The 26,984-nt window shown below is 70.6% G+C and carries 24 protein-coding genes and 1 tRNA gene; 7 read left to right on the top strand and 18 right to left on the bottom strand.

What is annotated here, in order from left to right; all coding sequences use genetic code 11:
* The first annotated feature begins 264 nt into the window (after positions 1 to 264).
* Positions 265 to 2,067, top strand: coding sequence for a translation elongation factor 4 (gene lepA / locus CKO28_RS01880; RefSeq protein WP_200338841.1), 1,803 nt, complete (start codon positions 265 to 267; stop codon positions 2,065 to 2,067).
* Between the two features lie 229 nt (positions 2,068 to 2,296).
* Positions 2,297 to 3,988, top strand: a complete 1,692-nt coding sequence (locus CKO28_RS01875) for a methyl-accepting chemotaxis protein (RefSeq protein WP_200338840.1) — start codon at positions 2,297 to 2,299, stop codon at positions 3,986 to 3,988.
* A 138-nt stretch (positions 3,989 to 4,126) separates the two neighbouring features.
* Here the strand turns inward: CKO28_RS01875 and CKO28_RS01870 are convergent, their stop codons facing one another.
* Positions 4,127 to 4,447, bottom strand: coding sequence for a hypothetical protein (locus CKO28_RS01870; protein ID WP_200338839.1), 321 nt, complete (start codon positions 4,445 to 4,447; stop codon positions 4,127 to 4,129).
* Between the two features lie 416 nt (positions 4,448 to 4,863).
* On the opposite strand from CKO28_RS01870, the gene CKO28_RS01865 reads away from it, so the two are divergent.
* Positions 4,864 to 4,956: transfer RNA gene (locus tag CKO28_RS01865), tRNA-Ser, on the top strand.
* Positions 4,957 to 5,597: 641 nt separating this feature from the next.
* Here CKO28_RS01865 and egtD read toward each other — a convergent pair.
* From egtD to CKO28_RS01780, 17 genes are all read right to left on the bottom strand, one after another.
* The gene (gene egtD / locus CKO28_RS01860) at positions 5,598 to 6,647 is read right to left on the bottom strand and encodes an L-histidine N(alpha)-methyltransferase (RefSeq protein WP_200338838.1); all 1,050 of its coding nucleotides are present in this window, start codon (positions 6,645 to 6,647) and stop codon (positions 5,598 to 5,600) included.
* A gap of 56 nt (positions 6,648 to 6,703) precedes the next feature.
* Complete coding sequence (locus CKO28_RS01855; protein ID WP_200338837.1) at positions 6,704 to 7,060, bottom strand: glutathione S-transferase N-terminal domain-containing protein; 357 nt, start codon at positions 7,058 to 7,060, stop codon at positions 6,704 to 6,706.
* 158 nt (positions 7,061 to 7,218) lie between these two features.
* A complete protein-coding gene (locus CKO28_RS01850) occupies positions 7,219 to 8,547 on the bottom strand; it encodes a bifunctional folylpolyglutamate synthase/dihydrofolate synthase (RefSeq protein WP_200338836.1) in 1,329 nt (442 codons plus the stop codon).
* A 224-nt stretch (positions 8,548 to 8,771) separates the two neighbouring features.
* A complete protein-coding gene (gene accD, locus CKO28_RS01845; RefSeq protein WP_200338835.1) occupies positions 8,772 to 10,037 on the bottom strand; it encodes an acetyl-CoA carboxylase, carboxyltransferase subunit beta in 1,266 nt (421 codons plus the stop codon).
* Positions 10,038 to 10,047: 10 nt separating this feature from the next.
* Positions 10,048 to 10,920 carry a tryptophan synthase subunit alpha gene (gene trpA, locus CKO28_RS01840; RefSeq protein ID WP_200338943.1) on the bottom strand — a complete coding sequence of 291 codons (873 nt, stop codon included), beginning with the start codon at positions 10,918 to 10,920 and terminating at the stop codon, positions 10,048 to 10,050.
* A gap of 41 nt (positions 10,921 to 10,961) precedes the next feature.
* Positions 10,962 to 12,179, bottom strand: a complete 1,218-nt coding sequence (gene trpB / locus CKO28_RS01835; protein ID WP_200338834.1) for a tryptophan synthase subunit beta — start codon at positions 12,177 to 12,179, stop codon at positions 10,962 to 10,964.
* Between the two features lie 82 nt (positions 12,180 to 12,261).
* Positions 12,262 to 12,918, bottom strand: coding sequence for a phosphoribosylanthranilate isomerase (locus CKO28_RS01830; RefSeq protein WP_200338833.1), 657 nt, complete (start codon positions 12,916 to 12,918; stop codon positions 12,262 to 12,264).
* Complete coding sequence (locus tag CKO28_RS01825; protein ID WP_200338832.1) at positions 12,915 to 13,712, bottom strand: hypothetical protein; 798 nt, start codon at positions 13,710 to 13,712, stop codon at positions 12,915 to 12,917. The genes CKO28_RS01830 and CKO28_RS01825 overlap by 4 nt, the downstream gene beginning before the upstream one ends.
* 19 nt (positions 13,713 to 13,731) lie before the next feature.
* Entirely contained in the window at positions 13,732 to 14,586 is an 855-nt protein-coding gene (locus CKO28_RS01820) for a hypothetical protein (protein WP_200338831.1), read from the bottom strand.
* Between the two features lie 28 nt (positions 14,587 to 14,614).
* A complete protein-coding gene (pyrF, locus tag CKO28_RS01815) occupies positions 14,615 to 15,349 on the bottom strand; it encodes an orotidine-5'-phosphate decarboxylase (protein WP_200338830.1) in 735 nt (244 codons plus the stop codon).
* 64 nt (positions 15,350 to 15,413) lie between these two features.
* The gene (locus CKO28_RS01810; protein WP_200338829.1) at positions 15,414 to 16,541 is read right to left on the bottom strand and encodes an FAD-dependent oxidoreductase; all 1,128 of its coding nucleotides are present in this window, start codon (positions 16,539 to 16,541) and stop codon (positions 15,414 to 15,416) included.
* A gap of 7 nt (positions 16,542 to 16,548) precedes the next feature.
* Complete coding sequence (gene lhpI, locus CKO28_RS01805; protein WP_200338828.1) at positions 16,549 to 17,490, bottom strand: bifunctional Delta(1)-pyrroline-2-carboxylate/Delta(1)-piperideine-2-carboxylate reductase; 942 nt, start codon at positions 17,488 to 17,490, stop codon at positions 16,549 to 16,551.
* A gap of 249 nt (positions 17,491 to 17,739) precedes the next feature.
* On the bottom strand, positions 17,740 to 18,141 hold the full coding sequence (locus tag CKO28_RS01800; RefSeq protein ID WP_200338827.1) for a lipopolysaccharide assembly protein LapA domain-containing protein: 402 nt from the start codon (positions 18,139 to 18,141) through the stop codon (positions 17,740 to 17,742).
* 125 nt (positions 18,142 to 18,266) lie between these two features.
* Positions 18,267 to 18,551, bottom strand: coding sequence for an integration host factor subunit beta (ihfB, locus tag CKO28_RS01795; protein ID WP_200338826.1), 285 nt, complete (start codon positions 18,549 to 18,551; stop codon positions 18,267 to 18,269).
* Between the two features lie 385 nt (positions 18,552 to 18,936).
* Entirely contained in the window at positions 18,937 to 20,742 is a 1,806-nt protein-coding gene (gene rpsA / locus CKO28_RS01790) for a 30S ribosomal protein S1 (protein WP_200338825.1), read from the bottom strand.
* Between the two features lie 300 nt (positions 20,743 to 21,042).
* Entirely contained in the window at positions 21,043 to 21,732 is a 690-nt protein-coding gene (cmk, locus tag CKO28_RS01785) for a (d)CMP kinase (protein ID WP_200338824.1), read from the bottom strand.
* A gap of 102 nt (positions 21,733 to 21,834) precedes the next feature.
* On the bottom strand, positions 21,835 to 22,377 hold the full coding sequence (locus CKO28_RS01780) for a CHAP domain-containing protein (protein WP_200338823.1): 543 nt from the start codon (positions 22,375 to 22,377) through the stop codon (positions 21,835 to 21,837).
* Between the two features lie 309 nt (positions 22,378 to 22,686).
* Here CKO28_RS01780 and CKO28_RS01775 point away from each other — a divergent pair, with 309 nt between their 5' ends.
* From CKO28_RS01775 to CKO28_RS01760, 4 genes are all read left to right on the top strand, one after another.
* On the top strand, positions 22,687 to 23,178 hold the full coding sequence (locus CKO28_RS01775; RefSeq protein ID WP_200338822.1) for a secondary thiamine-phosphate synthase enzyme YjbQ: 492 nt from the start codon (positions 22,687 to 22,689) through the stop codon (positions 23,176 to 23,178).
* A gap of 645 nt (positions 23,179 to 23,823) precedes the next feature.
* Entirely contained in the window at positions 23,824 to 24,978 is a 1,155-nt protein-coding gene (locus CKO28_RS01770) for an ATP phosphoribosyltransferase regulatory subunit (RefSeq protein ID WP_200338821.1), read from the top strand.
* A gap of 50 nt (positions 24,979 to 25,028) precedes the next feature.
* Complete coding sequence (locus CKO28_RS01765) at positions 25,029 to 26,321, top strand: adenylosuccinate synthase (protein WP_200338820.1); 1,293 nt, start codon at positions 25,029 to 25,031, stop codon at positions 26,319 to 26,321.
* A gap of 26 nt (positions 26,322 to 26,347) precedes the next feature.
* Positions 26,348 to 26,761, top strand: a complete 414-nt coding sequence (locus CKO28_RS01760; protein WP_200338819.1) for a hypothetical protein — start codon at positions 26,348 to 26,350, stop codon at positions 26,759 to 26,761.
* Positions 26,762 to 26,984: the final 223 nt, after the last annotated feature.

Raw genomic sequence — 26,984 nt, 5'->3', positions numbered from 1 at the left:
GCAGTCGGGCCGTGCCGGGCCAGTTGCGTGGACCGGACGCGGCCCCTATGGTCGCGCGGGCCGCGCGCGCCACCTCAGATCGGGCGGCATCCGCGGCGACGTCGCGCGGCAGGCCGCCAGGGCGCTAGATCGTCATGGTGCTGGGCCTACCGCGCCGACCCCGCGTGGCCGTGCCCGACGCGCCGGCCCCCTTAGCGCCGGACCGCCAAGGCTCGGGACGCCCGCGACCCGGACAGTGAACCGTTAACCCCGTAAAAGCCCCGCATGACCGATCAGCAGCACACGCGCAACTTCGCCATCATCGCGCACATCGACCACGGCAAGTCGACCCTCGCCGACCGGATGATCCAGCTGTGCGAGGGGGTGAGCGAGCGCGATATGCGCGAGCAGTTTCTGGACAACATGGACCTGGAACGCGAGCGCGGCATCACCATCAAGGCGCAGACCGTGCGCCTGACCTACCGCGCGCGCGACGGGCAGGCCTACACCTTCAACGTCATCGACACCCCCGGCCACGTCGACTTCTCCTACGAGGTGTCGCGGTCGCTCAAGGCGTGCGAGGGCTGCATCCTGCTGGTCGACGCCAGCCAGGGCGTCGAGGCGCAGACGCTCGCCAACGTCTATCTCGCGCTCGACCACGACCTCGAGATCATCCCGGTGCTGAACAAGGTCGATCTGCCGGCCGCCGATCCCGAACGGGTGATGCAGGAGATCGAGGACGTGATCGGCCTGGACGCGACCGACGCGCTCTTGATCTCCGCCAAGACCGGGCAGGGCGTGGAGGACGTCACCGAATCGATCGTCCAGCGCATTCCCCCGCCCGCCGGCGACCCGCAGGCGCCGCTCAAGGCGCTGCTGGTGGACAGCTGGTACGACCAGTACATGGGCGTGATCGTGCTGACCCGCGTCATGGAAGGCCGGGTCAAGCCGGGCACGCAGATCCGCATGCTGGGCACGCGCGCGCTGCACGACGTCAACGAGGTCGGCACCTTCCAGCCGGCGCGCACCAAGGGCGAGGTGCTGGGGCCGGGCGACCTCGGCTACATCATCTCCGGCATCAAGGATATCGACGAGGCGCAGGTCGGCGACACCATCACCGACGAGAAGAACCCCTGCGCCAAGCCGCTGGAGGGCTATAAGCCGTCCGTGCCGGTGGTGTTCTGCGGCCTGTTTCCGGCCTCGACGGAGGACTACGAGCAGCTGCGCGACGCGCTCGGCAAGCTGCGCCTGAACGACAGCTCGTTCCAGTTCGAGCCGGAAAACTCGCCCGCGCTCGGCTTCGGCTTCCGTTGCGGCTTCCTCGGCCTGCTGCACCTTGAGATCGTGCAGGAACGCCTGGAGCGCGAATACGATCTCGACCTGATCACCACCGCCCCGTCGGTGATCTACCGGGTGATGAAGACCAACGGCGAGATGGTCGAACTGCACAACCCGACCGACATGCCCGATCGGATGCACATCGAGGCGATCGAGGAGCCGTGGATCCGGGCGACCATCCTGGTGCCGGACACGTATCTCGGCAACGTGCTCAAGCTGTGCGAGGACCGCCGCGGCATCCAGCAGGACCTGACCTACGCCGGCGACCGGGCGATGGTGGTCTATCAATTGCCGCTCAACGAGGTGGTCTACGACTTCTACGACCGGCTGAAGTCGATCACCAGCGGCTACGCCTCGTTCGACTACCAGATGGAAGGCTACCACGAGGGCGACCTGGTCAAGCTGGACATCCTGGTGAACCAGGAGCGGGTCGACGCGCTCGCCCTGATCGTCCACCGCAGCCAGGCGGAGGGGCGCGGCCGCGCGGTCTGCGAGAAGCTCAAGGAGCTGATCCCGCGGCAACTGTTCAAGGTCGCCATCCAGGCCGCGATCGGCGGCAAGGTGGTGGCGCGCGAGACCGTGCCGGCGGTGCGCAAGGATGTCACCGCCAAGTGCTACGGCGGCGACGTGACCCGTAAGCGCAAGCTTCTGGAGAAGCAGAAGGAAGGCAAGAAGAAGATGCGCCAGTTCGGCAAGGTCGAGATCCCGCAGTCGGCCTTCCTGGCGGCGCTCAAGATGGACGACCAGTAGCCTTCCCCAGCCGACCCGGTCGGTCGGTTCGCGACGAATCGCCGCGGCGCGGGGGCGCGGAACCGGCCGCGTCCGTGCGGCCAGCTGGTCCGAGGCACCCGCGGCCCGGCTGGCGTTAAACGGGTCTTTAAGAAAGCTGCGGGTAAGTCGAGCGCGCTAGTGCGCGAACGGTGTCGGAGTCGCCCCGGCCGCGTTCGCGTCGCCCCGTTCGAACCTGCCCGGTAAAACCATGTCGCTTAAGAACCTTACTGTCCACGCCAAGCTGTGGATCCTGCTTGGCGTCACCGTTGCCGCTTTGCTCGTCGCCGCGGGCACCGCGCTCTCCATCGCCCGCGGCAACATGATCGAAGACCGCATTACCAAGCTCCGCGATCTCTCCGAGACCGCGCAAGGCATCGCCGGCCGCCTACAGGCGCGGGTCGCAGACGGCGAGCTGACCCGCGAGGCGGCGCTGGATCGGTTCCGCGAGACGCTCAACGCCATGTGGTTCGACGACGGCAACAACTACCTCTACGCCTGGACGCTGGACGGCACCAACGTCGCCCACCCCGCCAAGCCGGAGCTGGTCGGCCAGAACAAGATCGGTCTGACCGACAGCCACGGCCTGCGCCTGATCGAGGAACTCGCCCAGATATCGCAGCAGCCGGGCGGAGGCTATCTCTATTTCATGTGGCCGCGGCCCGGATCCGACGAGCCGGTGCGCAAGCTGGGCTACGCGCTCGCGTTCGAGCCGTGGAACATGTTCGTCGGCACCGGCATCTACCTGGACGACTTCGATACCGCGTTCAGCCATCTGGCGATGCGGGTCGGTGGCGTGATCCTGGTGGTCACCCTGCTCGCCGCCGGGGTCGTGCTGGCGGTTCAGCGCGACATCGTCGGCGGTCTGCGCGCCCTGTCGACCAAAATGCGCCGGATCGCGGACGACGATCTCGACCTGGAGATCACCGAGACCGGGCGCCGCGACGAGGTCGGGACGATGGCCGAGGCCTTGCAGGTGTTCCAGGACAACGCGCGCGATAAGCGCCGCCTGGAGGCCGAGCAGAAGCGGACGGCCGAACGCAACGAGGCGGACAAGCGCGCGGCGATGCGCGAGCTCGCCGACCGGTTCGACCAGGAGATCGGGGGGATCGTCAACCTGGTCGGCTCCGCGGCGACCGAGCTGCAGGCCACGGCCCAGCAGCTGACCGGGGCGGCGGACTCGACCGAAACCCAGACCACGGCCGCGGCGAGCGCCGGCGACCAGGCGTCGGGCAACGTCCAGACGGTCGCCTCGGCCTCGGAACAGCTGTCGGCGGCGATCCAGGAGGTCAACGGCCAGGTGGCGAACGCGGCCCAGAAGCTGCAGGCGACCGCCACCAGCGCGCAGGACGCCGGTCAACGGATGGACGAGCTGCAGCAGGCCGTCGCCCGGATCGACGAGGTGGTGAGCCAGATCGGCGACGTCGCCGAGCAGACCAACCTGCTCGCCCTCAACGCGACCATCGAGGCGGCGCGCGCCGGCGATGCCGGCAAGGGCTTCGCGGTCGTGGCCGGTGAGGTGAAGACGCTGGCGAACCAGACGCAGAAGATGACCGACAGCATCGCCTCGCAGCTGGCCGCCGTGAAGCGGGCTTCGGACGCGGCCGTCGGCGGCACCCGTCAGATCGTCCAGGAGGTCGACGAGATCAGCGCCGCCACCAACGCGATCGCCGCGTCGATGGAGCAGCAGACCGCGACGACCGCCGAGATCAGCCGAAGCGCGCATCAGGCCGCCCAAGGCACCGAAACGGCATCGGGCAGTCTGCAAACCGTGCGCGAAGCGGCGCAGCAGACCTCGGAAGCCACGGGCAGCGTGCGCTCCGCCGCCGACCAGCTGGCCGAGCAGGCCGAGACGCTGCGCGGGGCGGTCAGCGGCTTCCTGAACGAGGTCCGGGCGGCTTGAGCCGCCCGGACTTCGGCAAGCGGCCGGACTCGAGCAAAAACGATGAAGGTCGAGTCGACCTTCATCGATTTTGCTCTACCTGCTTGAAGAGAGAGCAAGCTTCAACTGAAACGTGGCTTCACTTTTCAGCATCTTGCTCTAGCGGAACTTGCGGTCTCGGCCGCGGCGGCGGCGGGCGAGCAGCAGGAAGACCAGCGCGAGGGCGAGCGCGCCCAGGCCGACGTACAGGCCCGGCTGCTGCAGCAGCGGGAACACCCCGAACTGCCACAGTGGCGGCCAGATGGCGCGCTCGATCGTTGCCTGGGCCAGGTTCAGGCTGCCGCTGTCGAGGTTGAACCAGAGCTGCCCCAGCGGCTGCGTCAGCGCCATGCCGGATGCCGCGGCGGCGACCAGCAAGCCCGCCGTCGCCAGCCCGAGCGCCAGCGCCAAGATCCCCAGAAGTCCGAATAGAAACCGCACGATCCCCGCGTCCGCTCCCCTGTATCGTCTCTTGCGTGCTGTCCGCCGCGTCTGTCGTCCGCCGTATGTGGCGACGGTCGTGTGTGGCGACAGTGATGCGCGGCGCCTGGGCTGCCCGCTTGCCGGGCACGCGCCCCAGGCGCGCCAGGCCCTGCGCCGGACGCAGCCTAAGTCACGCCGTGGGCGCGCGAAAGCCCGGCCGTATTGGCCCCAACCCCCCGGGGCGGGCGGCCGCCGACACCGCCCGCGACTCCGGCCCTCGCCCCGCCGCCGTCTTGTTGCATCGCCGGAACGCCTTCGCTAGGTTGCGCGCGCGCCAGCCGGCGGGTCACCGCGCCGGCCGGCAGCCGCCATACCGCGCCCGCCGGCGGCCCGCTGTTCGATCGGCCGCCGGCGCTGGCCGGGCGCGCGAACGCGGAGGGGTGGCCGAGCGGTCGAAGGCGCACGCCTGGAAAGCGTGTGTACGGGTATTCCCCGTACCGAGGGTTCGAATCCCTCCCCCTCCGCCACCAAGTCGCGGAACGCCTGTCCCCGAAAAGTCGATCCGTTCGACGGCAGCTGAACCCCGACGCCGTGGCCGGCGCGGGATGGCCCGTGCACGGGCATGGGGCGGGTGCGCTGGGCGAGCTAGAGCAAAATCGATGAAGGCCGCAACGGCCTTGATCGTCAATTTTGCGCTACCTGCTTGAAGGGAGAGCAAGATTCAGCTGAAAGGTGGCTTCACCTTGCAGCATCTTGCTCTAGAACACCTGATGCCCGGCGACCAGGCCGACGCCGAGCAGGACGACGAAACCGATCCAGAGCCAGCTCATCGCTTCGTTGGTCATCGCGGCCTCCCACACGTTTCCCGCGTCGTTCGGTCGACTGAGCTTACGACAACCTTGTGACTTTTCGGAGGTCACAGGTTAGGTACAGGTGACGTTTTACGCCCGCGCGCCGCCGGCCGCTGTGACAGCGCGCACACGGCGGGCGCCGCGCCACGCGGTGCGGAAACCGGCGGCCGGCGCGGGAACGGCGCAACTGGGGCAAGTTGCTGAAGGCCAGAACATCTCAACTGCTGGCCCTGGCATTCAGGCGATAGAACGACCAGCCGGCCGGCGGGTCGACGACGCCCTAAAGACGCCTTGTGGGCCGGCCCAACGGGCCGCCCTCAGGCGTCGGCGCGGGCGATCACGTGCAGGGCGTAGCGGTTGCCGTCGGCCAGGAAGTCGGCGGTGCGCACCAGGCCCGCGGGCGCCAGGTCGGCGTCCAGGCTGTCGGGCGTGAACTTGCGGCTGATCTCGGTGAAGATGCTGTCGCCCGGCGCGAACGCGTGGCTGGCGTCCAGCGCCGCGAACGTCCCGGTCTGCGCGCGGGTCGCGTCGAGGTAGGATTCGATCCGCTGCAGCTCGGGGTTATAGACCGCGCGGTGGCGGAAGCCGGCGATGTCGAGGTCGCCGTCCAGCTCGCGGTTGAGGACGTTGATCAGGTTCTCGTTGAACGCCGCCGTCACGCCCGCGGCGTCGTTGTAGGCGGCTTCCAGCGTCGCCGTGTCCTTCACCGTGTCGACGCCGAGCAGCAGGCGGTCGTCCGGCCCCATCTGCCGGGCGATGTCGCCCAGCAGGCGCTGCGCGCCCGCCGGCTCGAAGTTGCCGAGCGTGCTGCCCAGGAACACGAACAGGCGCGCGCCGCTGCGCGCGGGCAGGTGGCTCAGGCCCGCCGTGTGGTCGCCCGCCAGCGGCTTGACGGCGATCCGCGGAAAACGCTCGCGCAGGCGCTGGGCCGCCTCGTCGAGCGCGCTGACGCAGACGTCCATCGGCCAGAAGGTCAGGGGCGCCTGGTTGCGCGCGGCGTGGTCGGCGGCCGCGGCCAGCAGGATTTCGGTCTTGCGCGCGCTGCCGGCCCCCAGCTCGACGATCTCCGCCGGGCGGGCGGCCTCGATTATCGCCGTGGCGTGCGCGTGCAGCAGCGCGGTCTCGGTGCGGGTCAGATAGTATTCGGGCAGGGCGCAGATCTGCTCGAACAGCTCGGCGCCGCGGGCGTCGTACAGGTGCTTGGGCGACAGTTCCCGCGGGCGCTTGGCGAATCCGGTCTCGACTTCCGCCCGAAGCGAGGGCACCACGCGGGTCGGCGGCACGTCGCGGACGGCGCTGTTCGGGTGGGTTCGCGCCGAGGCGGTCGGGTGCGTTGGGGCGGCGGTGCTGCCGTCCGGGGTCATCATCGGTCTGGGCGTCCCTGTCGGTGGTGATTTTGCACACCAGAAGTTGGGGCGCGATGTCACACCGTCCAGGCGTTTCGGGGACGCAGGCAGGATACCGCCCGGCATCCCGCCCGCCGCCGAAGGCGGCCCATCCGGGCCAGGCCCCGGGCGTCGTCCGGCTGCAGGCTGCCCCCGCCGAACGCGGCGTCGATATAGCGCAGGATCGCCGTGGTTTCGTAGATATCGAAGCCGTCGTGCTCGAACGCCGGCACCTTGCCCCAGGGATGCCGGGCGAGGTGGCCCTCGTTCTGGTTCTCGCCGGCGAAGATGTTGACCGCGTTCAGGTCGTAGGCCTGCCCCTTCTCCTCCAGCGCCATGCGCACGCTGCGCACGTAGGTCGAGAAGTTCGGCCCGTGGATCGTCGGATTGGCCATGGTGGCGTCTCGCTCCGCGTCGTTGCGGCGGCATGGAGTCCGGTGCCCGGGCGATCAGCTAGAGCAAGATGCTGAAGGGTGGAGCCACCTTCATCGATTTTGCTCTAGCCCGACGGGGGCGCGACACAAGGCGTGGAGAGAAGGGTCCGGGAGGTGCCTCAGGCGCCGTCGAGGGCCAGCACCTTGCCGGCGAGGTAGAGCGAGCCGCAGATCAGCACGCGCGCCGGCGGGCTGTCCGGGCCGCGCGCGAGCGCGTCCAGGGCGGCGGCAACGTCGGCGGCCTCGGCGACGCGGGTCGCGCCGGCCTGGCGCGCGAAGCCGGCGGACTCGGCCGCCGTGTGGCTTGCCTGCTCGCCGGGAATGGCGACGGCGGTCAGGCTGTCGGCGCGGGCGACCAGCGGGGTCAGGAATTCGACCGGCTGCTTGGAGTTCAGCATGCCGAAGACGACGTGCAGCGGGCGGGCGGACCGCGGATCGGCCTGCCAGGCGTCGACCGCCGCGGCGACCACCGCGCCCGCATCGGCGTTGTGCCCGCCGTCGAGCCACAGCTCCCAGCCCGCCGGCAGGCGGGCTGCGAGCGGGCCGTCGGCCAGCTGCTGCATCCGCCCCGGCCAGGATGCCCGAGCGAGGCCGGTGCGCGCCGCGGCGTCGCCGACGTGGAAGCCCTCCAGCCGTTCCGCGCAGGCGAGCGCCATCGCGGCGTTGGCGATCTGGTAGGGGCCCAGCAGGCTCGGCGCCGGCCAGTCGCCGGTCAGCCGCCCGCCGTCGTAGCGGAAGCCGCGGCCGCCGCCGTGGGCCCGGTAGGTCCAGTCGGTGCCGTGGCTGAAGGTCGGCGCGCCAACCGCCGCGGCCCGGTCGTGCAGGACCCGTGCCGCCCGGGGTTTCTGCGGGGCGAACACGGCCGGCCGACCGGGCTTCAGGATACCGGCCTTCTCGCCCGCGATCGCTTCCAGCGTGTCGCCCAGGAACTGCATGTGGTCCATGCCAATCGGGGTGATCGCGGTCAGCGCCGGGCGGTCCAGCACGTTGGTCGCGTCCAGCCGGCCGCCCAGTCCGGTCTCCAGCAGCAGCACGTCCGCCGGCTCCCGGGCGAAGGCGAGGAAGGCGGCGCAGGTGGTGACCTCGAAATAGGTGATCGGGTCTTCGCCGTTCGCCCGCTCCGCCGCCTCCAGCAGCGCGATCAGATCGTCCTCCGCGATCAGCCGGCCGGCGAGGCGGATGCGCTCGTGAAAGCGCACCAGATGCGGGGAGGTGTAGACGTGGACCCGGTAGCCCTGCGCCTCCAGCATCGCGCGCAGGAAGGCGAGCGTGCTGCCCTTGCCGTTGGTGCCGGCGACGTGGACCGTCGGCGGCAGGCCGCGCTCCGGATGCCCCAGCGCCGCCAGCAGCCGCCACACCCGGTCGAGCGACAGATCGATCACCTTGGGATGCAGGCGCATCAGGCGCTGGAGCACCCGGTCGCTGGCGGCGGCGTCTGGCGGGGTCATGACGGGCTGGCGGGGTGTCCGGGTGGCGGGCGCGGGCGCGGGGTCGTAGCCGTCGGGCGCCGTTCGACACGCCGCGCCTGCGCCGGGCTCAGGATCGGCTGCTCAGGGTGAAGTCTTCCGGTAAGAAATCGAAATTCCCGGAACCTTTATCCTGAGACACGTCCCCCTGAGCAGGCGGCTTCAGCGGCCCCGTGTCAAAGGATGCCCGGCGGGTCGGCGCGCGGCTACTCCGCGGCGCGGCGGTCGGGATCGGTGGCCGGAGTCTCGTCGTCGCCGCCGGCCTGGTGCGGGTCGGCGGAGGCGGCGTGGGCGTGACCGCCGGTCTCGCCGGCGCTGTCGGCCTGCTTGTCGCCTTTTTGGGTGTCCTTCGGCCTGTCCGACTTGGCTGTCTCGGGCTTCGCCTTCTCGGCCTTGGGCTTGTCCGGCGTCTTGTCGCCGCTCGCCTTGTCGCGGCTGCGGCCGGTCAGGCTCAGGCTCCAGCTGCTGCGCTTTTCGGCTGGCTGCTGCTGGGCCTCGCCAGTGTCCGCGGGCTGCGGCTCGGCGGTCGGCCGGCCGTCGTCGATCCGCGGACCGCCACCGGCGACGCGCGGGCCGTCCAGCTTCAGCGATCCCTCCGGAATGCGCACGATCCGCGCCTCCGGCGTCGTCCGCGTCAGCAGGCCGAACAGCGTGATCAGCCGGTCGCGCAGCTCGCGCCGGTCGACCACCTGGTCGACCATGCCGTGGTCGCGCAGGTATTCGGCGCGCTGGAAGCCCTCGGGCAGCTGCTCGCGCACCGTGGCCTCGATCACCCGCTGGCCGGCGAAGCCGATCACCGAGCCCGGTTCCGCCAGCGTCAGGTCGCCCAGCATGGCGAACGAGGCGCTGACCCCGCCGGTCGTCGGATCGGTCAGCAGCACGACGTAGGGCAGGCCCTTTTCCTTGACCATGTCGACCGCGACGGTGGTGCGCGGCATCTGCATCAGGGACAGGATACCCTCCTGCATGCGCGCGCCGCCGGACGCCGGCACGACCAGCAGCGGCGCCTCCTGCATGCAGGCAAGCCGGGCGGCGGCGAGCAGCCCCTCGCCGACGGCGATCCCCATCGAGCCGCCCATGAACGAGAAATCGAAACACGCCATGACCACCGGATGGCCGCCCATCCGGCCGTGCGCGACCATGATCGCGTCGGTCGCCTCCGCCTTGGCGCGGGCCTCGCGCAGGCGGTCGCTGTAGCGTTTGCGGTCGCGGAACTTGAGCGGATCCTGGATCGTCTCCGGCAGTTCGATCGGGGTGAACTGGCCGCTGTCGAACAACAGGCGCATGCGCTCGTTCGGGCCGATGCGCAGGTGATAGCCGCAGTGGGTGCACACCCTGAGCGCCTTCTCGAGCTCCCGGTGGAAGATCATCTGCCCGCAGTCGGGGCACTTCTCCCACAGGTCGTCGGGAATGTCCTGGCGGGTGACCAGCGCCCGGATCTTCGGGCGGACGTAGTTGGAGATCCAGCTCATCGATGGCCCCTCAGGCCTGCTTGACCGCGCCACGCACGCCGTCGGCGAGCGCGCGCACCTGATCCAGCACGGCGCGCGCGCAGCCGGTCTTCGGCGTGCCGTCGGCGTTCAGGTTGGCGGCCACCGTCTCGACCAGCGCGGAACCGACCACGGCGGCATCGGCGATCTCCGCGATCTTGGCCGCCTGTTCCGGCGTGCGGATGCCGAAGCCGACGGCGACCGGCAGGTCGGTGTGCCGGCGCAGCCGTTCGACCGCCTCGGCGACCTGCTGGTCGGCGGCGGCGCGGGTGCCGGTGATCCCGGCGATCGAGACGTAGTAGACGAAGCCGCTGGTGTTGGTCAGCACCGCGGGCAGGCGGTTGTCGTCGGTCGTCGGGGTCGCCAGACGGATGAAGTTCACCCCGGCCTTGAGCGCGGGGATGCACAGCTCGACGTCTTCTTCCGGCGGCAGGTCGACGATGATCAGCCCGTCGACGCCGGCGGCCTGCGCGTCGGCCAGGAAGCGTTCCACGCCGTAGGCGTAGATCGGGTTGTAATAGCCCATCAGCACGACCGGCGTGTCGCCGTCGCGTTCCCGGAAGCCGGCGACCAGGTCGAGCGTGCGCCGCAGCGTCATGCCGGCGCGCAGGGCACGCAGGCTGCCCTGCTGGATCGCGGGTCCGTCCGCCATCGGGTCTGAGAAGGGGATGCCGAGTTCGATCAGGTCGGCGCCGGCGTCGGGCAGCCCTGCCAGAAGCTCTGCGCCGGTCTCGAAATCGGGATCGCCGGCCGTGACGAAGGTGACCAGGCCGCCGCGCCCCTCCGCCTTCAGCCGGTCGAAGCGCGCGCGGATCCGGCCGCTGTCGGCGCCGCGCTCGCGCTCCGGGACCTGACGCTCCTGGATCGCCAGGTCGGCGGCCGTCCTGGGTTGGGTCGCGCGCTCGCTCACAGCTCCACTCCGAGGCGCTTGGCGACCGTGGCGACGTCCTTGTCGCCGCGGCCGCACATGTTCATGACCATCAGATGATCGCGCGGCAGCTCGGGCGCCAGCTTGCGTACCACCGCCAGCGCGTGCGCGGGTTCCAGGGCCGGGATGATGCCTTCCTTGCGGGTGCACCACTGAAAGGCGTCGAGCGCCTCCTGGTCGCTCGCGGAGAGGTAGGTCACCCGGCCGGATTCGTGCAGCCAGGCGTGCTCCGGGCCGATCCCCGGGTAATCCAGCCCCGCGGAGATCGAGTAGGCGTCCAGGATCTGGCCGTCGCCGGTCTGCAGCAGGTAGGTCCGGTTGCCGTGCAGCACCCCCGGCCGGCCGCCGTTCAGCGAGGCGGCATGCTCGCCGCTCTCGATGCCGTGGCCGGCCGCCTCGACGCCGTAGATGTCGACCTCCGCGTCGTCCAGGAAGGGATGGAACAGCCCGAGCGCGTTCGACCCGCCGCCGATGCACGCGACCAGGCTGTCCGGCAGCCGGCCCTCGGCCTCCTGCATCTGCCAGCGGACTTCCTGGCCGATCACCGACTGGAACTCGCGCACCATGTAGGGGTAGGGGTGCGGGCCGGCGACCGTGCCGATGATGTAGAAGGTGTTCTCGACGTTCGCGACCCAGTCGCGGATCGCCTCGTTCATCGCGTCCTTCAGCGTCGCGGTGCCGCTGTCGACCGGCACGACTTCGGCGCCCAGCAGCTTCATCCGGAACACGTTGGCCGACTGGCGCTCCATGTCGGTGCGGCCCATGTAGACCACGCACGGCAGGTTGAAGCGCGCGCACACGGTTGCGGTCGCCACGCCGTGCTGGCCGGCCCCGGTTTCCGCGATGATCCGGGTCTTGCCCATCCGCCGGGCGAGCAGGATCTGGCCTAGGGTGTTGTTGATCTTGTGCGCGCCGGTGTGGTTCAGCTCGTCGCGCTTGAAGTACACCTTGGCGCCGCCGAGCTCCTCGGTGATCCGCTCGGCGAAGTAGAGCGGGCTCGGCCGGCCGACGTAGGTGCGGCTGTAGACGTCCAGTTCGCGCAGGAACTCCGGGTCCTCGCGCGCTTCGTTGAAGGCGCGCTCGACCTCCAGGATCAGCGGCATCAGGGTCTCGGCGACGAACCGGCCGCCGAAGATGCCGAAATGGCCGAACTCGTCCGGGCCGCTGGCGAAGGTGTTGGGGCGTTCGACGGTCATTTGCGGTCAATTAACCAGGGTGGCTGTCAGGGCGCGGACAATGCCGCATTCCGCGGCCACAGGCAACGGGACGCAGGGTCCCTCAGCCAACCGGACGCAGGCGCCCCGCCGCGCCCAGCAAGGCTCTTATCTTATCCGGGTTCTTCTGCCCCGGGGCGTCTTCGACACCGCTCGAGACGTCGATCGCGGGCGCGCGCGAGATCTCGACCGCTTGCGCGAGGTTGTCGACGTCGAGACCGCCCGAGAGCATCCAGGGCAGCGGCCAGCTGCGCCCGGACAGCAGCTGCCAATCGAACGACAGCGCGTTGCCGCCCGGCAGGGCGTCGGGCTTTTCCGTGGGCGGCTTGGCGTCGAACAGCAGGCGGTCGGCCACGCCGGCATAGGCGTCTGCCCTGTCCAGGTCGTCCGCGCCGGCGACCGCGACCGACTTCATCACCGGCAGGCCGAAGCGCGCCCGCACCTCGGCGACGCGCTGCGGCGTCTCCGCGCCGTGCAGCTGGATCAGGTCGATCCGTGCGACCGCGAGGATCGCGGCCAGCGCGTCGTCCGTGAGGTCGACCGTGACCGCGACCTTGGCGGCCGGCCCCGCGTGCCCGGCGAGCTCGGTGGCCTGCTGCGGCGTGACGTAGCGCGGCGAGCGGGGATAGAAGATGAAGCCGACGTAGGCCGCGCCGGCCTCGGCCGCGGCGGCCATCGACCGCGGGTCGGTCAGTCCGCAGATCTTGACGTCCACGCTCATCCTGAGGTCTCCGCGCTTTCGGTCCGCGCGCCCGGGTCGGGCCAGCCGGACAGCTGCCGGGCCATCACCGCGATCAGGGTGAGCACGGTCAGCAGCAGCAGGTATTCGACCAGCACCTCGACCAGAAGCGCGCCGGCGGCGAGCGGCAGGGCAACCGAGGGGTCCTGCGGCTGCGGCAGGTGGGCGGGGCCCTGCGTGGCCGCGACAGCGAAGACGAGGTAGACCAGCCAGGCAAGCGCGGCGTTGGGCACGTTGGCGAGCCGCGCCTGCCAGGCGCGTCCCGGCAGCTCCGCGCGGATCGTCCGGACCGGCACGCGCACGGCGAGCGGTGTCATCAGGCTCAGAGTGACCCAGGCCGTGGCCGCGATCGCGATCCGTCCCGCCTGCTCACCGATCGGCAGGTTGGAAATCACCAGCGTGATCAGAACGATCGCGCCCAGCACCGAGACCGCGAACACGAACGCCCAGATCAGAAAGTCGGTCTCCGCCTTGCCCCAGCCGAGCGCGGGCACCCGGGCGTGCGGGCGGCCCAGCAGCAGCAGGCGCAGCCAGGCCGTCGCCAGCATGACGTCGAACGGCAGGGTCAGCAGGTTCAGGCTGGCCGCCGCCTCCACGTTCGGGAAGCCAAAACGCTGCACCATCGGCACTAGTAGCGCGACCAGCACGGCGGGCCAGGCCAGCCGGGGGATCAGGCCCAGGTGGCCGCGGAGCGCGCGCACGGTGCCGGCCAGCACCGGGCCGGTATCGATCCGGCCCTGACCGGTCGACGTCAGGCTGGGGGCGGTGTCGGTCATGGGACGCAGACTTAAGGCCTCAAGCGCGGGTGTCGACGCCGGCGCGCTTCTGGAAGATCACCGACAGCAGCGTGGCGCCGAGCGCCATCTGCGCGAACTCCACCGTGAGCGAGATCAGCACCCCCGGGATATGCGGGCCGCCCTGGCCGAAGATCGAGGCGTTCAGCGCCAGCACCGAGACGCCGACGATGTAGGCCGGCGCCAGCACCAGCACGACCAGGCCGAGCACCTGGAACAGCACTTCCTTGGTCGCCTCGAACGACGCGCCGATCGAGTAATTGCGGTCGACCGCGGTGGCCGGCAGGACCAGCCCGAAGGCCATCATGCCGGTGATCGCGAGCAGGGCGCCGATCAGCGTCATCGCGAGCGCGCCGGCCTGCGAGCCGACGATGCCGGGCGCCAGGATCACCGCCGGCATGGCCGCCAGAACGCCGATGAAGAAGATCAGGATGCCGCGCAGGAAATACCGGACATCCCGGCAGTGCAGGCGAAGGCGCGGGCGCGTCGTTTCCGGCGTCGGCCCGAACAGCACCAGCCGGTGCCAGTCGACCAGGAAGACGACGTAGGCCGCCATGATCACCGGCACCAGCAGCACCAGGAGCGGCGTCGGGCCGCCCGCTGGCTGACCGGAGATGAACGGATTGCCGCCGGCCAGGATGATCCCGCCCTGGACCAGGAAGATCGCGGTGAACGGCACCAGCGCGACCTGCGGCAGGTAGCGCAGCAGCTGGCCGAAGGTGCGGATCGTCTCCTGCGCGGTCTGGGTCACCGGCAGCGGCTGGCGCGGCGACGGCCGGCCGCCGCCCTGGTTGCGCCGGGGCGGCTGGGGATCGTCGTCCTGTTCGAAACGCTCGTCGCCGTCGTCGGGTCGCATCCGCTTTCCGGGTCCTTCAGGGCCGTTGTCAGGCCGCGAGCTCGGCCACGATCCGCCGGGCCGCCGCCGCCGGGTCGTCCGCCCGGGTGATCGGCCGGCCGATCACCAGCAGGTCGGCGCCCGCCGCGAGCGCGGCGTGGGGTGTCGTTATCCGTTTCTGGTCGCCCGCTCCAGACCATGTGGGGCGGATTCCCGGGACTGCCAGCGCGATTTCGGATCCCAGGCCGGCGCGCAGTTGGGCGATCTCCCGCGGCGAGCAGACCAGGCCGTCGACGCCGTTGTCGCGGGCCAGCGCGCCCAGGCGTGCGACCTGCTCCCCGGCCGGGGTGTGCTGGCCGACCGCGGCCAGATCCGCGTCGTCCAGGCTGGTCAGCACCGTCACCGCCAGGATGCGGGTGCGCGGCTTACCCTCAGCCTGGGCGGTCTCGGCGGAGGCGTCGGCCGCGGCGCGCAGCATCGCCGGGCCGCCGCTGGCGTGCACCGTCAGCCAGCTCGGGGCAAGCGGCGCGGCCGCGCGGATCGCACCGGCGACCGTGTTGGGGATGTCGTGGAACTTCAGGTCCAGGAACAACCCCAGATCGCGGGTCTCCGGCGCTCCCAGGATCGCGCGGATGCCCTCCGGCCCGTGGGCGGTGAAGAACTGCTTGCCCAGCTTGACCCCGCCCACGAGTCCGGCGAGCGCGTGCGTCAGCGCCCGCGCGCGGTCCAGGTCGGGGGTGTCGATCGCCGCGTAGATCCGCGCGGCCGGGCTGTCGGGCTGCATGTTAGGCGGACGTGTAGCAGACCGCCGGCAGCGCGTCATGGGGCTTGCAGCGTCTGCCCGGCGGTCAGCCGTTGCCGGCCAGCCAGGCTTGGAACGTGCCTTCTTCGAGCCGGCCGGCCGCCAGTTCGGCGAACCGTTCGCCGATCAGGGGACCGAACTTGAAGCCGTGGCCGGAGAAGCCCGCGAGGGCGTGGGCGCGGCCCGCGCGGCGGTGCAGGAACCGCGAATCCGGGGCGACCGTGTAGAAGCAGGTCCGACCCGACAGCAGGCGATAGCGCGCGGGCGTGGCCAACTGGCGGCAGGTGGTCTCGAACAGGCGGTCGAGCTCGGCCTCGGCAGGGCTGCGGTCGGTGTCCGGGTCGCCGGTCAGGGAGAACGCGTGGTCGCCCAGCTTGAGCGGCGCGCCGCCGATCGGCGGCACGGCGTAGGCGCTGCCTTCGCTGCGGGATTCCGCGTCCGCGATGTCGAGCACCATCGGCATCCGCCGCCAGGCGGCATAAAGGTCGTCGGGCGTATCGACGTAGCAGACCAGCTGGCGCGAGGGGGTCAGCTGCCGCGCCAGATCCGGCCACAGCCGCCCGGTCCACGGGCCGGCGGCGACCAGCAGCAGATCGGCGGTGCGGCGCGTGCCGTCCTCCAGCCTGACCCGGCCCGCTTCCGGGTCCAGCTGGGTGACGGCCGTGTGCGCGGTGATCGCGGCGCCCTGGGCCCGCAGCCGGCGCGCGAGGTCGTCGACGATCGGTTCCGCCGCCAGGACGCCGCCGCCCTCCACCCAGTAGACGCGCTCGACGCCCTCCAGGTTCAACAGCGGGAAGCGCCGAGCGGCCTCGTCCGGGCTCAGCACGCGGTAGGGCTTGGCGAGCCGGTCCAGCGTGGCGGCGCTGTCCTGCGCCCAGGTCGCGCCCGGCCGGCTCAGGACCAGCGTGCCGGTCTGGGTATAGTAGGACCGTCCGAGGTCGTCCCACAGCCTGTCCCAGGCGGCGAAGGCATCGTCGACCAGCGCGGCGTAGCCGTGCTGCGTACCGTAGGTGTGGCGGATCAGACGGCTGGAATCGACCGACGAGCCGTGCGCGTTCGGAACCGGACCCTGCTCGAGGACGTCGACCCGGTAGCCCTCGGCCAAGAGCGCGCGGGCGGCCGAGAGGCCGACGATCCCGGCCCCGACGACGACCGCCGACGGCGCGCCCGCCATCCCGGGATCAGTCCGCGCTGCGTTCGTAGGCGAGGACGGCGGCGGCCAAGTCCTCCAACGCCGCCCCGGTCGACTTGAACAGCGTGATCCGGTCGTCCGATGTCCGGCCCGGGTGCTTGCCCTGCGCCAGGGCGAACAGGTCGGCCAGCACGTCCTCGCGCGCGAGCGCGCCGGCTTCGATCGGCTGTACCAGGTCGCCGCCTTCCTTCAGCGCGCCGGCGAAGGTGTCGCAGAAGACGTCGGCGACCTGCACCGCCCGGTCGTCGGTCTCGCGCATCGACGGCTTGAACGCACCCATCAGGTCGACGTGCTGGCCGGGCCTCAGCCAGGTGCCGTGGATCAGCGGCTCGGTCGACATGGTGGCGCAGGAGATCACGTCGGCCTGCTCGACGCCGGCCTCCAGGGACTCGATCGGCTGGGCGTTCAGGCCTTCGTCCCGCAGCTGCGTGGCCAGTTTGTGCGCCTTGTCGGGCGTGCGGCCCCAGACGTCGATCCGCGCGATCGGGCGGACGGCGCAGTGCGCGCGTACCATCTCCGGCGCCATCGCGCCGGTGCCCACCATCAGCAGGCGCTTGGCGTGCTTGACCGCGAGGTAGTCGGCGGCGAGCGCACTCGCCGCGGCGGTGCGCTTGTTGGTCAGCGGCTGGCCCGCGACCAGCGCCAGCGGCTCGCCGGTGGCGCCGTCGTTCAGCAGCACGTTCGCCATCACCGACGGCAAACCGCGGCCGGGGTTGTCGGGAAACACGGTGGCGACCTTGACGCCGAGGTAGCGGCCGGTCTGCCAGGCCGGCATCAGCAGCAGCGTGCCGTCGGCGCCGGGGTGGTTCGGCACCTCGTGGTGATGGCGCGGCGGCGCCTCCGCCCCGCCGCGGAACACCTGCCGCAGCGCCTCCACCAGACTGGGGTAGTCGAGCGCCTGGCCGACCTGCTCGGCGGAGAGGACTTTCATCACGTGCTGCCTTCGCGGACGGTCTGAGAGGCAAGCCCGTCTCACCTTGACGGGAGCGATACCCCTCTCCCTCGAGGGGAGAGGTCGGGGCCCGCGACCCGAAGGGTCGTGGGAAGGGTGAGGGTGGGACTCCCCGGCTGCATCCGAGGAGTCCCACCCTCACCTAGGCTCTCCCCTCAAGGGAGAGGGACCCGCCGGAACGCCGTGCGCATGCCGTGGGCGTCGATCGCGCTGCCAGCTGCGGCGCGCTCAGCTGCCGGTCTTGGACAGCGGGCGGGACTGGTTGCTGGTGTTGGCGGGGGCGGACAGGCGCGGGTTGCCGGACGGCTGGCCGCCGGTCTGGCCGCTGTCCGCGTCGTCCTGCGCCTTCTCCAGCTTGCGCTTCAGGAAGGCGACCTCGCGCTCCAGCTCATCGATCCGGTAGCGGCGCCAGCGCGCCGTGCGGCGGTTGCGGCCCTGGCTCCACCAGTCGATCGAGCCACCGAGCAGGAAACCGATGAACACGGCCAGCAGGACAACCAGATAGACCGGCGGCTCGATCGCGAGCGGCAGCGGCCACAGGTCGATTTCAACCGGCTGGCGGTGGTTCACGGAGAAGATCACCGCGATCGCGATCAGCGGCAGGGTGATGATCCAGGATAGGTATTTCACGCCGGGCTCCGCCTTGTCGTGACTGGGTGGAACAGCGCCGCCCGTTGGGTGCCTGAGACGCGGTTGCCGACCCCGCGGTTGCCGACGCCGCCGTCAGCCGGCGCGGGGCGCGGCTCCGGCACCCCCTAGTCTGTCGCGTTCAGACGCTCGCGCAACAGTTTTCCGGTCTTGAAGAAGGGGATGCGCTTGCTCTCCACGTGTACCGTCTCGCCGGTGCGCGGGTTGCGGCCGGTCCGGCTGTCGCGGTCCTTGACCGAAAAGGCGCCGAAGCCGCGCAGCTCGACTCGCTGACCGTGCGCCAGCGCGTCCGCGATCTCGTCGAAAATAGTGGAGACGATCCGCTCCACATCGCGCTGGTAGAGATGCGGATTCATCTCCGAGATCCGCTGGATCAGCTCGGATTTGGTCATGCCTCGAGTGCCCCTGTTGTCGCGGCCGTGATGTGACGCCCCAGCTTTACTGGCGTCCCTTGGTTGCGGGGTCGCCGCCCCCTTTGAACCGGCGCGGGCGATACCGCGCAAGGCGGTTTCGAGCCTAAGCGCGGCCTGCGCCCGATCTGCCGAATAGAAGCGGACAAGATGTACCCGGAAGGTGGCTGAACCTCCCGCGACCCCGTCGCGCGCTGAAAACGTTCGCAAACCGCGCCGGTCGGGTCAAGTTAACTCGCTCACTTGCCTGGATTTTTGCGATGCCGCGGGTGGAGCCGCCCGCGCCCGCCGGCCCGAACAAGAAAGCCCGGCTGCCGGGGGCGTCCCGACAGCCGGGCTGGCAAGCCGTGCGGCCCGCGTGGCCGCGTTAGCTCTCGTCGGAGTCCGCGTCGCCCTTGCTCTTGGCCGAGCTCTTCTTCGCCCCGCCGCTCTTCGAGCCGGACTTGGCCTCCTCCTCGCTCGTGGCTTCCTTCACGGCGGAGCGCATTGCCGGGCCGAGGATCTCGCCCAGGCTGGCGCCGGTGTCCGTGGAGCCGTACTCGGCCATCGCCGCTTTCTCCTCGTCGATCTCGCGCTGCTTGATCGACAGGGTGATCCGGCGGTTCTTCTTGTCCACGCTGGTGACCTTGGCGTCGACCTTCTCGCCCGGAGCGTAGCGGTCGGGCCGCTGCTCGGAGCGGTCGCGCGCCAGTTCGGCCTTGCGGATCGTGCCGGTCGGGCCGTCCTCGTCGCCGACGCGGACCTCGATCGCGTTGTCCTGGACTTCGGTGACCGTGCAGGTGACGACCTGACCCTTGCGGACCTCGCCGGCGGCGGCCTCGAAGGGATCGTCCTCGAGCTGCTTGATGCCGAGCGAGATGCGCTCCTTCTCGGTGTCGACGTCGAGCACCTTGACCTTAACTTGGTCGCCCTTCTGGTAGTCCTTCACGGCCTCGTCGCCGCTGCGGTCCCAGGACAGGTCGGACAGGTGGACCATGCCGTCGATGTCGCCCGGCAGGCCGACGAACAGGCCGAACTCGGTGATGTTCTTGACCTCGCCCTCGAGCTCGGTGCCGGCCGGGTACTTCTCCTTGAACTCTTCCCAGGGGTTCGGCAGGCACTGCTTGAGGCCGAGCGAAATCCGGCGCTTCTGCTCGTCCACGTCGAGGATCATCACCTCGACCTCCTGGGAGGTGGAGACGATCTTGCCCGGATGGATGTTCTTCTTGGTCCAGCTCATCTCGGAGACGTGGACCAGACCCTCGATGCCGGGCTCCAGCTCGACGAACGCGCCGTAGTCGGTGATGTTGGTGACGCGGCCGGTGAACTTGGCGCCGGTCGGGTATTTCTGGGAAGCGCCCTCCCACGGATCGGCCTCGAGCTGCTTCATGCCGAGCGAGATCCGCTGGGTGTCCGGGTTGAAGCGGATCACCTGGACCTCGACGGTCTGCCCGATCTGCAGGATGTCGGTCGGGTGATTGACCCGCTTCCAGGACATGTCGGTGACGTGCAGCAGGCCATCGACGCCGCCCAGGTCGACGAACGCGCCGTAGTCGGTGATGTTCTTCACCACGCCCTGCAGCACCTGGCCTTCCTTGAGGCTGGCGACCAGCTCGCTGCGCTGCTCGGCGCGCGTCTCCTCCAGCACCGCGCGGCGGGACACCACGATGTTGCCGCGGCTGCGGTCCATCTTGAGGATCTGGAACGGCTGCGGGGTGCCCATCAGCGGGGTCACGTCGCGCACCGGGCGGATGTCGACCTGGCTGCCGGGCAGGAACGCCACGGCGCCGTTAAGGTCGACGGTGAAGCCGCCCTTGACCCGGCCGAAGATCTGGCCGGTGACGCGCTCGTTGTTGTTGAACGCGCGCTCGAGCTGGGTCCAGGCCTCCTCGCGGCGGGCCTTCTCCCGGCTGAGCACGACCTCGCCGTTGCGGTTCTCGTACCGCTCGAGGAAGACCTCGACGTCGCCGCCTTCCTTGAGGTCGGCATCCTCGCCGGCCTTGGCGAATTCCTTGAGCGCCACGCGCCCCTCGCTCTTCAGGCCGACGTCGATCATCACCTCGTCGCCGTCGAAACCGAGCACGGTGCCCTTGAGCACCGTGCCTTCCAGGCGGCCCTCGCCGCCGAGGCTCTCCTCGAGCAGGGCCGCGAAGTCTTCCTGGGTGCTGCTCTGCGCAGCGGCGGATTCAGCCATGATGTCTCACGTATCCTTCTTTTGAACCGTCTTCGTATTCAGGCCAGCCGGTTGTGTCCGGCGGTCTTCCCGACGCCAGAGGCGGAAGGCCGGGCGTGTCTTCGAGCGTCCGGTGTCCGCGGCCGGGGCCCGGGTGGGCCCGCCAGCCGCCCTTCCATGCGGCGACGACCCCATATCCACCGCCGTCCGGGTCGGACGGGGCGGTTGGGGCCGCGTGGGTGTTTATGCGGTGCGCGTATCCGCTGTCCAGCGAAACCGGCCTTCTCGCCGGGCCGCAGGTGGCGGGGACCCCGGGGGGCTTCAGCCCGCCGTCACGCCACAGCGGGCGCGCACGATGTCCAGGGCCCGTTCGAACGCGGCGTCGACGTCGAGATCCGAGGTATCCAGCACCACCGCGTCGGCCGCCGCCGTCATCGGGGCGGCATCGCGGGCCGCGTCGCGCTCGTCGCGTTCCTTCAGGTCCTCCAGGACGCGCGCATATATACGCGCCTCGCCCCGGCCAAGCAACTCTTCGTGCCGGCGGCGCGCCCGCTCTTCCAGGCTGGCGGTGACGAACAGTTTGGCGCAGGCATCCGGGCAGACGACGGTCCCGATGTCGCGCCCATCCAGCACCGCGCCGGCCCGACCGGCCGGCGGGTCGAACGCGACCGCGCGCTGGAATTCCAGTAGCGCCTCGCGCACCGCCTGATGGGCGGAGACGACCGAGGCCGCCGCGCCGACGCCTTCCGCGCGCAGGTCGTCGCGGTCGAGATCGGCGCTTGACAAGGCCCGGGCAACGCGGCTCGCGGCGTCGGCGTCGGCGGGGTCGCCGCCGCCGGCCAGCAGCTTCGCCGCGACCGCACGGTAGATCGACCCGGTATCGAGGTAGACCAGGTTCAGCGCGGCCGCCAGCCGTCGGGCCAGCGTGCCCTTGCCGGCCGCGGCGGGACCGTCCACCGCGACAACGATCGCGTCGTCGCGGGGCGTTGCCTGTGAGGTGCGCGCACTCATCGCGCGCCGTCTAGCACAGCCGGCGCGGCCAGGGGAGGGGGTGTCTGGCCGTCCGGGCGCGCTCTCGCCCAGGCGCCGCCGGGGCGCGCGCCCGGGACCGGCCTACCTCTGCGCGGTGCGCCGGTCGGGGTAGATGAACCCGACCACCTCGTAGGCGCTGCCGCCCAGGTGGTTGCCGGGGACGTACCAGACCCGGACCTTCGACCAGTCGCCGGCGCGGGAGACATCCCGCACCGGCGTGTTCTCGTGGATCCGGCCGCGGTTCAGCCAGTTGGCGTGGTCGACCACGATCTCTCGCGGGCCGCGCACGTCGGTGACGTAGGCCAGGTGGCCGCGCTTGCGCCCGGTGTCGAGCACCATCACGGCGCCGGTGCGCGGACGCGCGCCGCGCCTATAGAGGCCGTCGGCCTGCGGCCACCAGGTCCAGGCGTCGCCGCGGATCGAGATGCCGGAGGCCTGCCGGGCGTAGGGCACGCATTGCAGCGGCCGGGCGGGGGCGTACATCACCGGTCGGGCGGTCGGTGCCGGCGCCGATTGCCGTGCGTCCGGCCGGTCGGGGACGGACCGCGCGGTCTCGACCGCGGGCCTCGGCGAACTGCAGGCGCCCAGCGCAAGCAGCACGACGGCGAACGGAACGAAACGCATCCGGATCACGGCTGAGCCCCCGAAGTGTCGTAAGATTCGCCAGCTTAGCTGACGCTCGTGAGCGCGGAAAGCGTTTTTTGTAAGGCCTTTACACGGTCTGTTTGTATCGGTGCATGAGCGCCGCACGCTAACTGGGGCCGGCCAGGCCCGGCTTGCCGGGCGGGCGGTCTGGATGCGACATCTCGGACCTGGGGCAGGTGCGGTCGCCGCCCTTGGCCGCGGCCCGGGCCGGGCGCCATGTCGGACGCATCGCAGGACGGGTGTGCGTCACGGGCGGAAGCGAACAGCAAGAACGAGGCAGGTTCCGTTATGCAGCACGGCGAGAGCGGCGCCCGCGGCGCGCCGGCAACCCCCGCGTCGACCCCGCTGGAGGCGGCCCCGCTGCGCCAGGCGGTCGGCGAACTCGTGTTCCAGACGCGCGGCCAGGGATTCCGGGAGATTACGCGGGAGGTCCAGGACTGGGTCGCGGGGCACGGGCTGCAGGAGGGCCTGCTGACCGTCTTCATCCGGCATACGTCGGCCTCCCTCGTGATCCAGGAGAACATCGATCCCGACGTGCAGTCGGACATGCTGGACTTTTTCCGCCAGTTGGTGGTGGAGGACACCAGCCTGTACCGGCACAGCTACGAGGGCCCGGACGACCAGCCCGCCCATATCCGCGGCGCACTGACCTCAACCGATCTCAAGATCCCGATGCAGGACGGCAAGCTGATGCTGGGCCGCTATCAGGGGATTTTCCTGTTCGAGCACCGGACCAGTCCGAAGACCCGGCACATCGCGCTGCACCTATTGGGCAGCTAGAGCAAAATCGATGACGGTTGAATCGACCTTCATCGTGAATTTTTCTCTAACTGCTTGAAGAGAGAGCAAGATTCAGCTGAAAGGAGCCTAATGTCGTCCGCGAGCATCGCGCCTTCGCGTCAGAGGCTTTAGCCCGCGCGCTCGCAAATCCGTCGGGCGTCCTTCGACACGGCTTGGCTTCGCAACCCGGCGCAAGAACAGGTTTGGCGGGCGCGGATCGTGCTCTGCACAGCCGAGGGTCTGGCCGCCACCGCCATCATGCGCGGGACCGGCACGGCCACGACCGGCGTCTGGCGCTGGGGTTTCGCTTCGGAAGCCGGCTCCACGGCTTTTTCTGCCTCTGTGTCTCCGTGGTTGCGTCTTGGCTTGGCGCGGCACCGCGAAGCTGGGACGCAGGCCGCCGCGCGTGTCGCATACGCCGCGCGGGCTTGGCTTCATGCGTCGTCGCGTCCCCCCGTGCCCTTTGTGGTAAATCCGCGCCGGCCGACACGTAACCCGGCCGACACGTAACGGGGTATTTCCGTTTGCAGGCGGCTCGGCGAACGCGCTAGGACGAAGCCCGCTCGGCCGGCCGGCCCGACAGCCCCTGCGTGGCCGGTGCGAGCGTACGATCTGCTCACGTCACCTGTCCGGGACGACGCGTCGATGACCGCCAACGCCGACCAGGCCCTGCTGCCCGCCGGCCTTCAGGACCTGCTGCCGCCCGCAGCGGCGCAGGAAGCGGGCGCGGTCGAACGGCTGATCCAGGCGTTCCGCGGCTACGGCTACGACCGGGTCAAGCCGCCGCTGATCGAGTTCGAGGACGCGCTTCTGGCCGGCGCCGGCGCCGCGCTGGCACAGCAGACGTTCCGGCTGATGGACCCGGTCAGCCAGCGCATGCTGGGCGTGCGCGCCGATATGACCACCCAGGTGGCGCGGATCGCCACCTCCCGCCTGTCGCGCGCGCCGCGGCCGCTTCGGCTGTGCTACGGCGGGCAGGTGCTGCGGGTCACCGGCAGCCAGCTGCGCCCGGAACGCCAGTTCGCCCAGGTCGGCGCCGAGCTGATCGGCAGCGAGAGCGAGCACGCCGACGCGGAAGCGCTGATCATGGCGGTGAGCGGCCTGAACGGGATCGGCGCGGAAGGCCTGACGGTGGACCTCAACCTGCCGCCGCTGGTCGCCGCGCTGGCCGAACGGCTGCAGCTCGACGCCGAGGTGACGCAGCGCCTGCGCCAGGCGCTCGACCGCAAGGACGCCGCCGCCGTCGCGCAGCTGGCGGGCGACCACGCGCCGCTGTTCCAGGGCCTGCTGCGCGCCGCCGGGCCGGCCCAGGACGCGCTCGACGACCTGTTCGCGCTCGACCTGCCGGAGCGGGTGCAGCGCGAGGCGGACCGGCTGAAGCGGGTGGTCGCGCTGGTCCAGGCGGCGCTGCCGGATCTGACGCTGACAGTGGACCCGGTGGAGCACAGGGGCTTCGAATACCACCGCGGCGTCACCTTCACGATCTATGCCCGCGGCGTGCGCGGCGAGTTGGGCCGGGGCGGCCGCTACACCACCGACGCCGACGGCGGCCCGTGGGAGCCCGCGACCGGGTTCACGCTGTTCATGGACAGCGTGCTGCGGGCGCTGCCGGAGCCGGCGGCGCCGGCGCGCGTCTACGTGCCGCACGCGCACGCGCGCACGGCGGCGCGGCTGCGCACGGATGGCTGGCAGGCGATCGCCGGCCTGGTGCCCGAAGACGATCCGGCGGCCGAGGCCCGCCGGCTGGGCTGTACGCATCTGCTCAAGAACGGCGACGTGCAGCCGCTGGACGACGCGTAGGACGCGCGTCGATCCGCATTTGGACCGACAACTTCGAGGAACCTGACGAGATGGCCAACGTGGCGGTCGTGGGCGCCCAGTGGGGCGACGAAGGCAAGGGCAAGATCGTCGACTGGCTGTCCGAGCGCGCCGACGTGATCGTGCGCTTCCAGGGCGGCCACAACGCCGGCCATACCCTGGTCGTGGGCGGGGTGACCTACAAACTGTCGCTGTTGCCCGCCGGGGTCGTGCGCAAGGACAAGCTGTCGATCATCGGCAACGGCGTGGTGATCGACCCCTGGGCGCTGATCGAGGAGATCGACCGGTTGCGGGGCCAGGGCGTCGAGCTGACGCCGGAGCGGCTCAAGATCGCGGAGAACGCCTGCCTGATCCTGCCGCTGCACGGCCAGGTCGACCGCGCCCGCGAGGAAGCGCGCGGGGCCGAGAAGATCGGCACCACCGGCCGCGGCATCGGGCCGGCGTACGAGGACAAGGTCGGCCGCCGCGCGATCCGGGTCTGCGACCTGATGGACGATCAGCTGCTGGAAGAGCGGATCGACCACCTGCTGCTGCACCACAACGCGCTGTTCCGCGGCCTGGGCCGGGACGAGTTCGACCGCGCGGAATTGCTCGAGGGTCTGCGCGCGATCGCGCCGCGCATCCTGCCGTTCGTCGACCGGGTCTGGGACGTCCTGGACCAGGCGCGCAAGCGCGGTCAGCGCATCCTGTTCGAGGGCGCGCAGGGGGCGATGCTGGACGTCGACCACGGCACCTATCCCTACGTGACCTCGTCCAACACCGTCTCCGGGCAGGCGCTGACCGGCAGCGGGTTCGGCGGCGGCTTCGACTACACCCTCGGCCTCGCCAAGGCGTACACCACCCGCGTCGGCTCCGGCCCGTTCCCGACCGAGCTGTTCGACGAGACCGGTCAGCAGATCGGCGAGCGCGGCCGGGAGTTCGGCACGGTCACCGGCCGGGCCCGGCGGTGCGGCTGGTTCGACGCCACGATGGTCCGCCAAGCGGTCAAGGTCGGCGGGATCGACGGCATCGCGCTGACCAAGCTCGACGTGCTGGACGGCCTGACCGAGCTGAAGGTCTGCACCGGCTACGAGATCGATGGCGCGACCTACGATCACCTGCCGGCCGCGCCCAGCCTGCAGGCCAGGGCCACGCCGGTGTACGAGACGCTGGAGGGCTGGTCCGCCTCGACCCAGGGCGCGCGCAAGTGGCGCGACCTGCCGGCGACCGCGATCAAGTACATCCGCCGGATCGAGGAGCTGATCGAGGCGCCGGTCGCCCTGCTCTCGACCAGCCCGGAGCGCGACGACACGATCCTGGTGACCGATCCGTTCCTGGTTCACTGAGCCACGCAGGAGCGAAGGGCGGGGCGATGTTCGGCAAGCTGTTCGGCAACAAGGGCGGGGACGCGGCGAAGTCCGTCGGCCCGCCCGACCTCTCGGCGGTGACGGAGACCGGCGGCGCGTTCTTCCTGCCCGGTATCGACGACCCCGAAACCGCCCGCGCCCGGATCGAGGAGGCGCGCGACCGCCTCGCCCGGCCGCTCAAGGCGGCGGTCGGGCCGCGGGCCTACGCCTGCGTCGATTACACCCACGAACAGGACAGCTACCGCGCGGAAGTGGGCGAACTGGACCCGCGGCTGAACGAGACCGTGCGCGCGATACTGCGCCAGGACGCAAAGTACCGCTTCCTGGTGCTGACCGACCGCCACGGCTTCGCCGCCGGCCTGCCGCTGATCGTCAGCGACCGCGAGGTGACCCGCGCGGTGGTGTTTCGGGACGGGTAGGGGGCGGCCGCGCTTTCGCAGCCGTTTTCGCGCGCAAGAGCAGCCGTGTGGCGTGCTTCGACACGCTGGCCTTCGGCCAGCTACTCAGCATGATGGGTAACTGGGGCATCTTCCCGGGCGCTGCGTAAGGCGAGACTCATCACGGGTTGTCTTCAGGACTCTACTCTGGTTGCATCGGGGTATGGCCGACGTCCCGCCAGATCTGGACAACGCCTCGCACGAG

Source organism: Rhodovibrio sodomensis, from assembly GCF_016583645.1.
In the GTDB taxonomy this organism is placed as follows: domain Bacteria; phylum Pseudomonadota; class Alphaproteobacteria; order Kiloniellales; family Rhodovibrionaceae; genus Rhodovibrio; species Rhodovibrio sodomensis.
Note: the sequence above shows the minus strand (reverse complement) of the source record. Positions and strands in the feature narration are given on the sequence as shown.

Excerpts from the sequence above, each read along its gene's own strand:
- CKO28_RS01770 (WP_200338821.1), top strand. The coding sequence starts at position 23,824 with ATGACCGCCAACGCCGACCAGGCCCTGCTGCCCGCCGGCCTTCAGGAC.
- CKO28_RS01760 (WP_200338819.1), top strand. The coding sequence starts at position 26,348 with ATGTTCGGCAAGCTGTTCGGCAACAAGGGCGGGGACGCGGCGAAGTCC.
- lhpI (WP_200338828.1), bottom strand. The coding sequence starts at position 17,490 with ATGAAAGTCCTCTCCGCCGAGCAGGTCGGCCAGGCGCTCGACTACCCC.
- CKO28_RS01825 (WP_200338832.1), bottom strand. The coding sequence starts at position 13,712 with ATGACCGACACCGCCCCCAGCCTGACGTCGACCGGTCAGGGCCGGATC.
- cmk (WP_200338824.1), bottom strand. The coding sequence starts at position 21,732 with ATGAGTGCGCGCACCTCACAGGCAACGCCCCGCGACGACGCGATCGTT.
- pyrF (WP_200338830.1), bottom strand. The coding sequence starts at position 15,349 with ATGCAGCCCGACAGCCCGGCCGCGCGGATCTACGCGGCGATCGACACC.
- trpB (WP_200338834.1), bottom strand. The coding sequence starts at position 12,179 with ATGACCGTCGAACGCCCCAACACCTTCGCCAGCGGCCCGGACGAGTTC.
- CKO28_RS01780 (WP_200338823.1), bottom strand. The coding sequence starts at position 22,377 with ATGCGTTTCGTTCCGTTCGCCGTCGTGCTGCTTGCGCTGGGCGCCTGC.
- CKO28_RS01850 (WP_200338836.1), bottom strand. The coding sequence starts at position 8,547 with ATGACCCCGCCAGACGCCGCCGCCAGCGACCGGGTGCTCCAGCGCCTG.
- CKO28_RS01765 (WP_200338820.1), top strand. The coding sequence starts at position 25,029 with ATGGCCAACGTGGCGGTCGTGGGCGCCCAGTGGGGCGACGAAGGCAAG.
- rpsA (WP_200338825.1), bottom strand. The coding sequence starts at position 20,742 with ATGGCTGAATCCGCCGCTGCGCAGAGCAGCACCCAGGAAGACTTCGCG.
- CKO28_RS01875 (WP_200338840.1), top strand. The coding sequence starts at position 2,297 with ATGTCGCTTAAGAACCTTACTGTCCACGCCAAGCTGTGGATCCTGCTT.
- CKO28_RS01810 (WP_200338829.1), bottom strand. The coding sequence starts at position 16,541 with ATGGCGGGCGCGCCGTCGGCGGTCGTCGTCGGGGCCGGGATCGTCGGC.
- CKO28_RS01855 (WP_200338837.1), bottom strand. The coding sequence starts at position 7,060 with ATGGCCAATCCGACGATCCACGGGCCGAACTTCTCGACCTACGTGCGC.
- egtD (WP_200338838.1), bottom strand. The coding sequence starts at position 6,647 with ATGATGACCCCGGACGGCAGCACCGCCGCCCCAACGCACCCGACCGCC.
- lepA (WP_200338841.1), top strand. The coding sequence starts at position 265 with ATGACCGATCAGCAGCACACGCGCAACTTCGCCATCATCGCGCACATC.
- CKO28_RS01830 (WP_200338833.1), bottom strand. The coding sequence starts at position 12,918 with ATGAGCGTGGACGTCAAGATCTGCGGACTGACCGACCCGCGGTCGATG.
- CKO28_RS01775 (WP_200338822.1), top strand. The coding sequence starts at position 22,687 with ATGCAGCACGGCGAGAGCGGCGCCCGCGGCGCGCCGGCAACCCCCGCG.
- CKO28_RS01820 (WP_200338831.1), bottom strand. The coding sequence starts at position 14,586 with ATGCGACCCGACGACGGCGACGAGCGTTTCGAACAGGACGACGATCCC.
- ihfB (WP_200338826.1), bottom strand. The coding sequence starts at position 18,551 with ATGACCAAATCCGAGCTGATCCAGCGGATCTCGGAGATGAATCCGCAT.
- accD (WP_200338835.1), bottom strand. The coding sequence starts at position 10,037 with ATGAGCTGGATCTCCAACTACGTCCGCCCGAAGATCCGGGCGCTGGTC.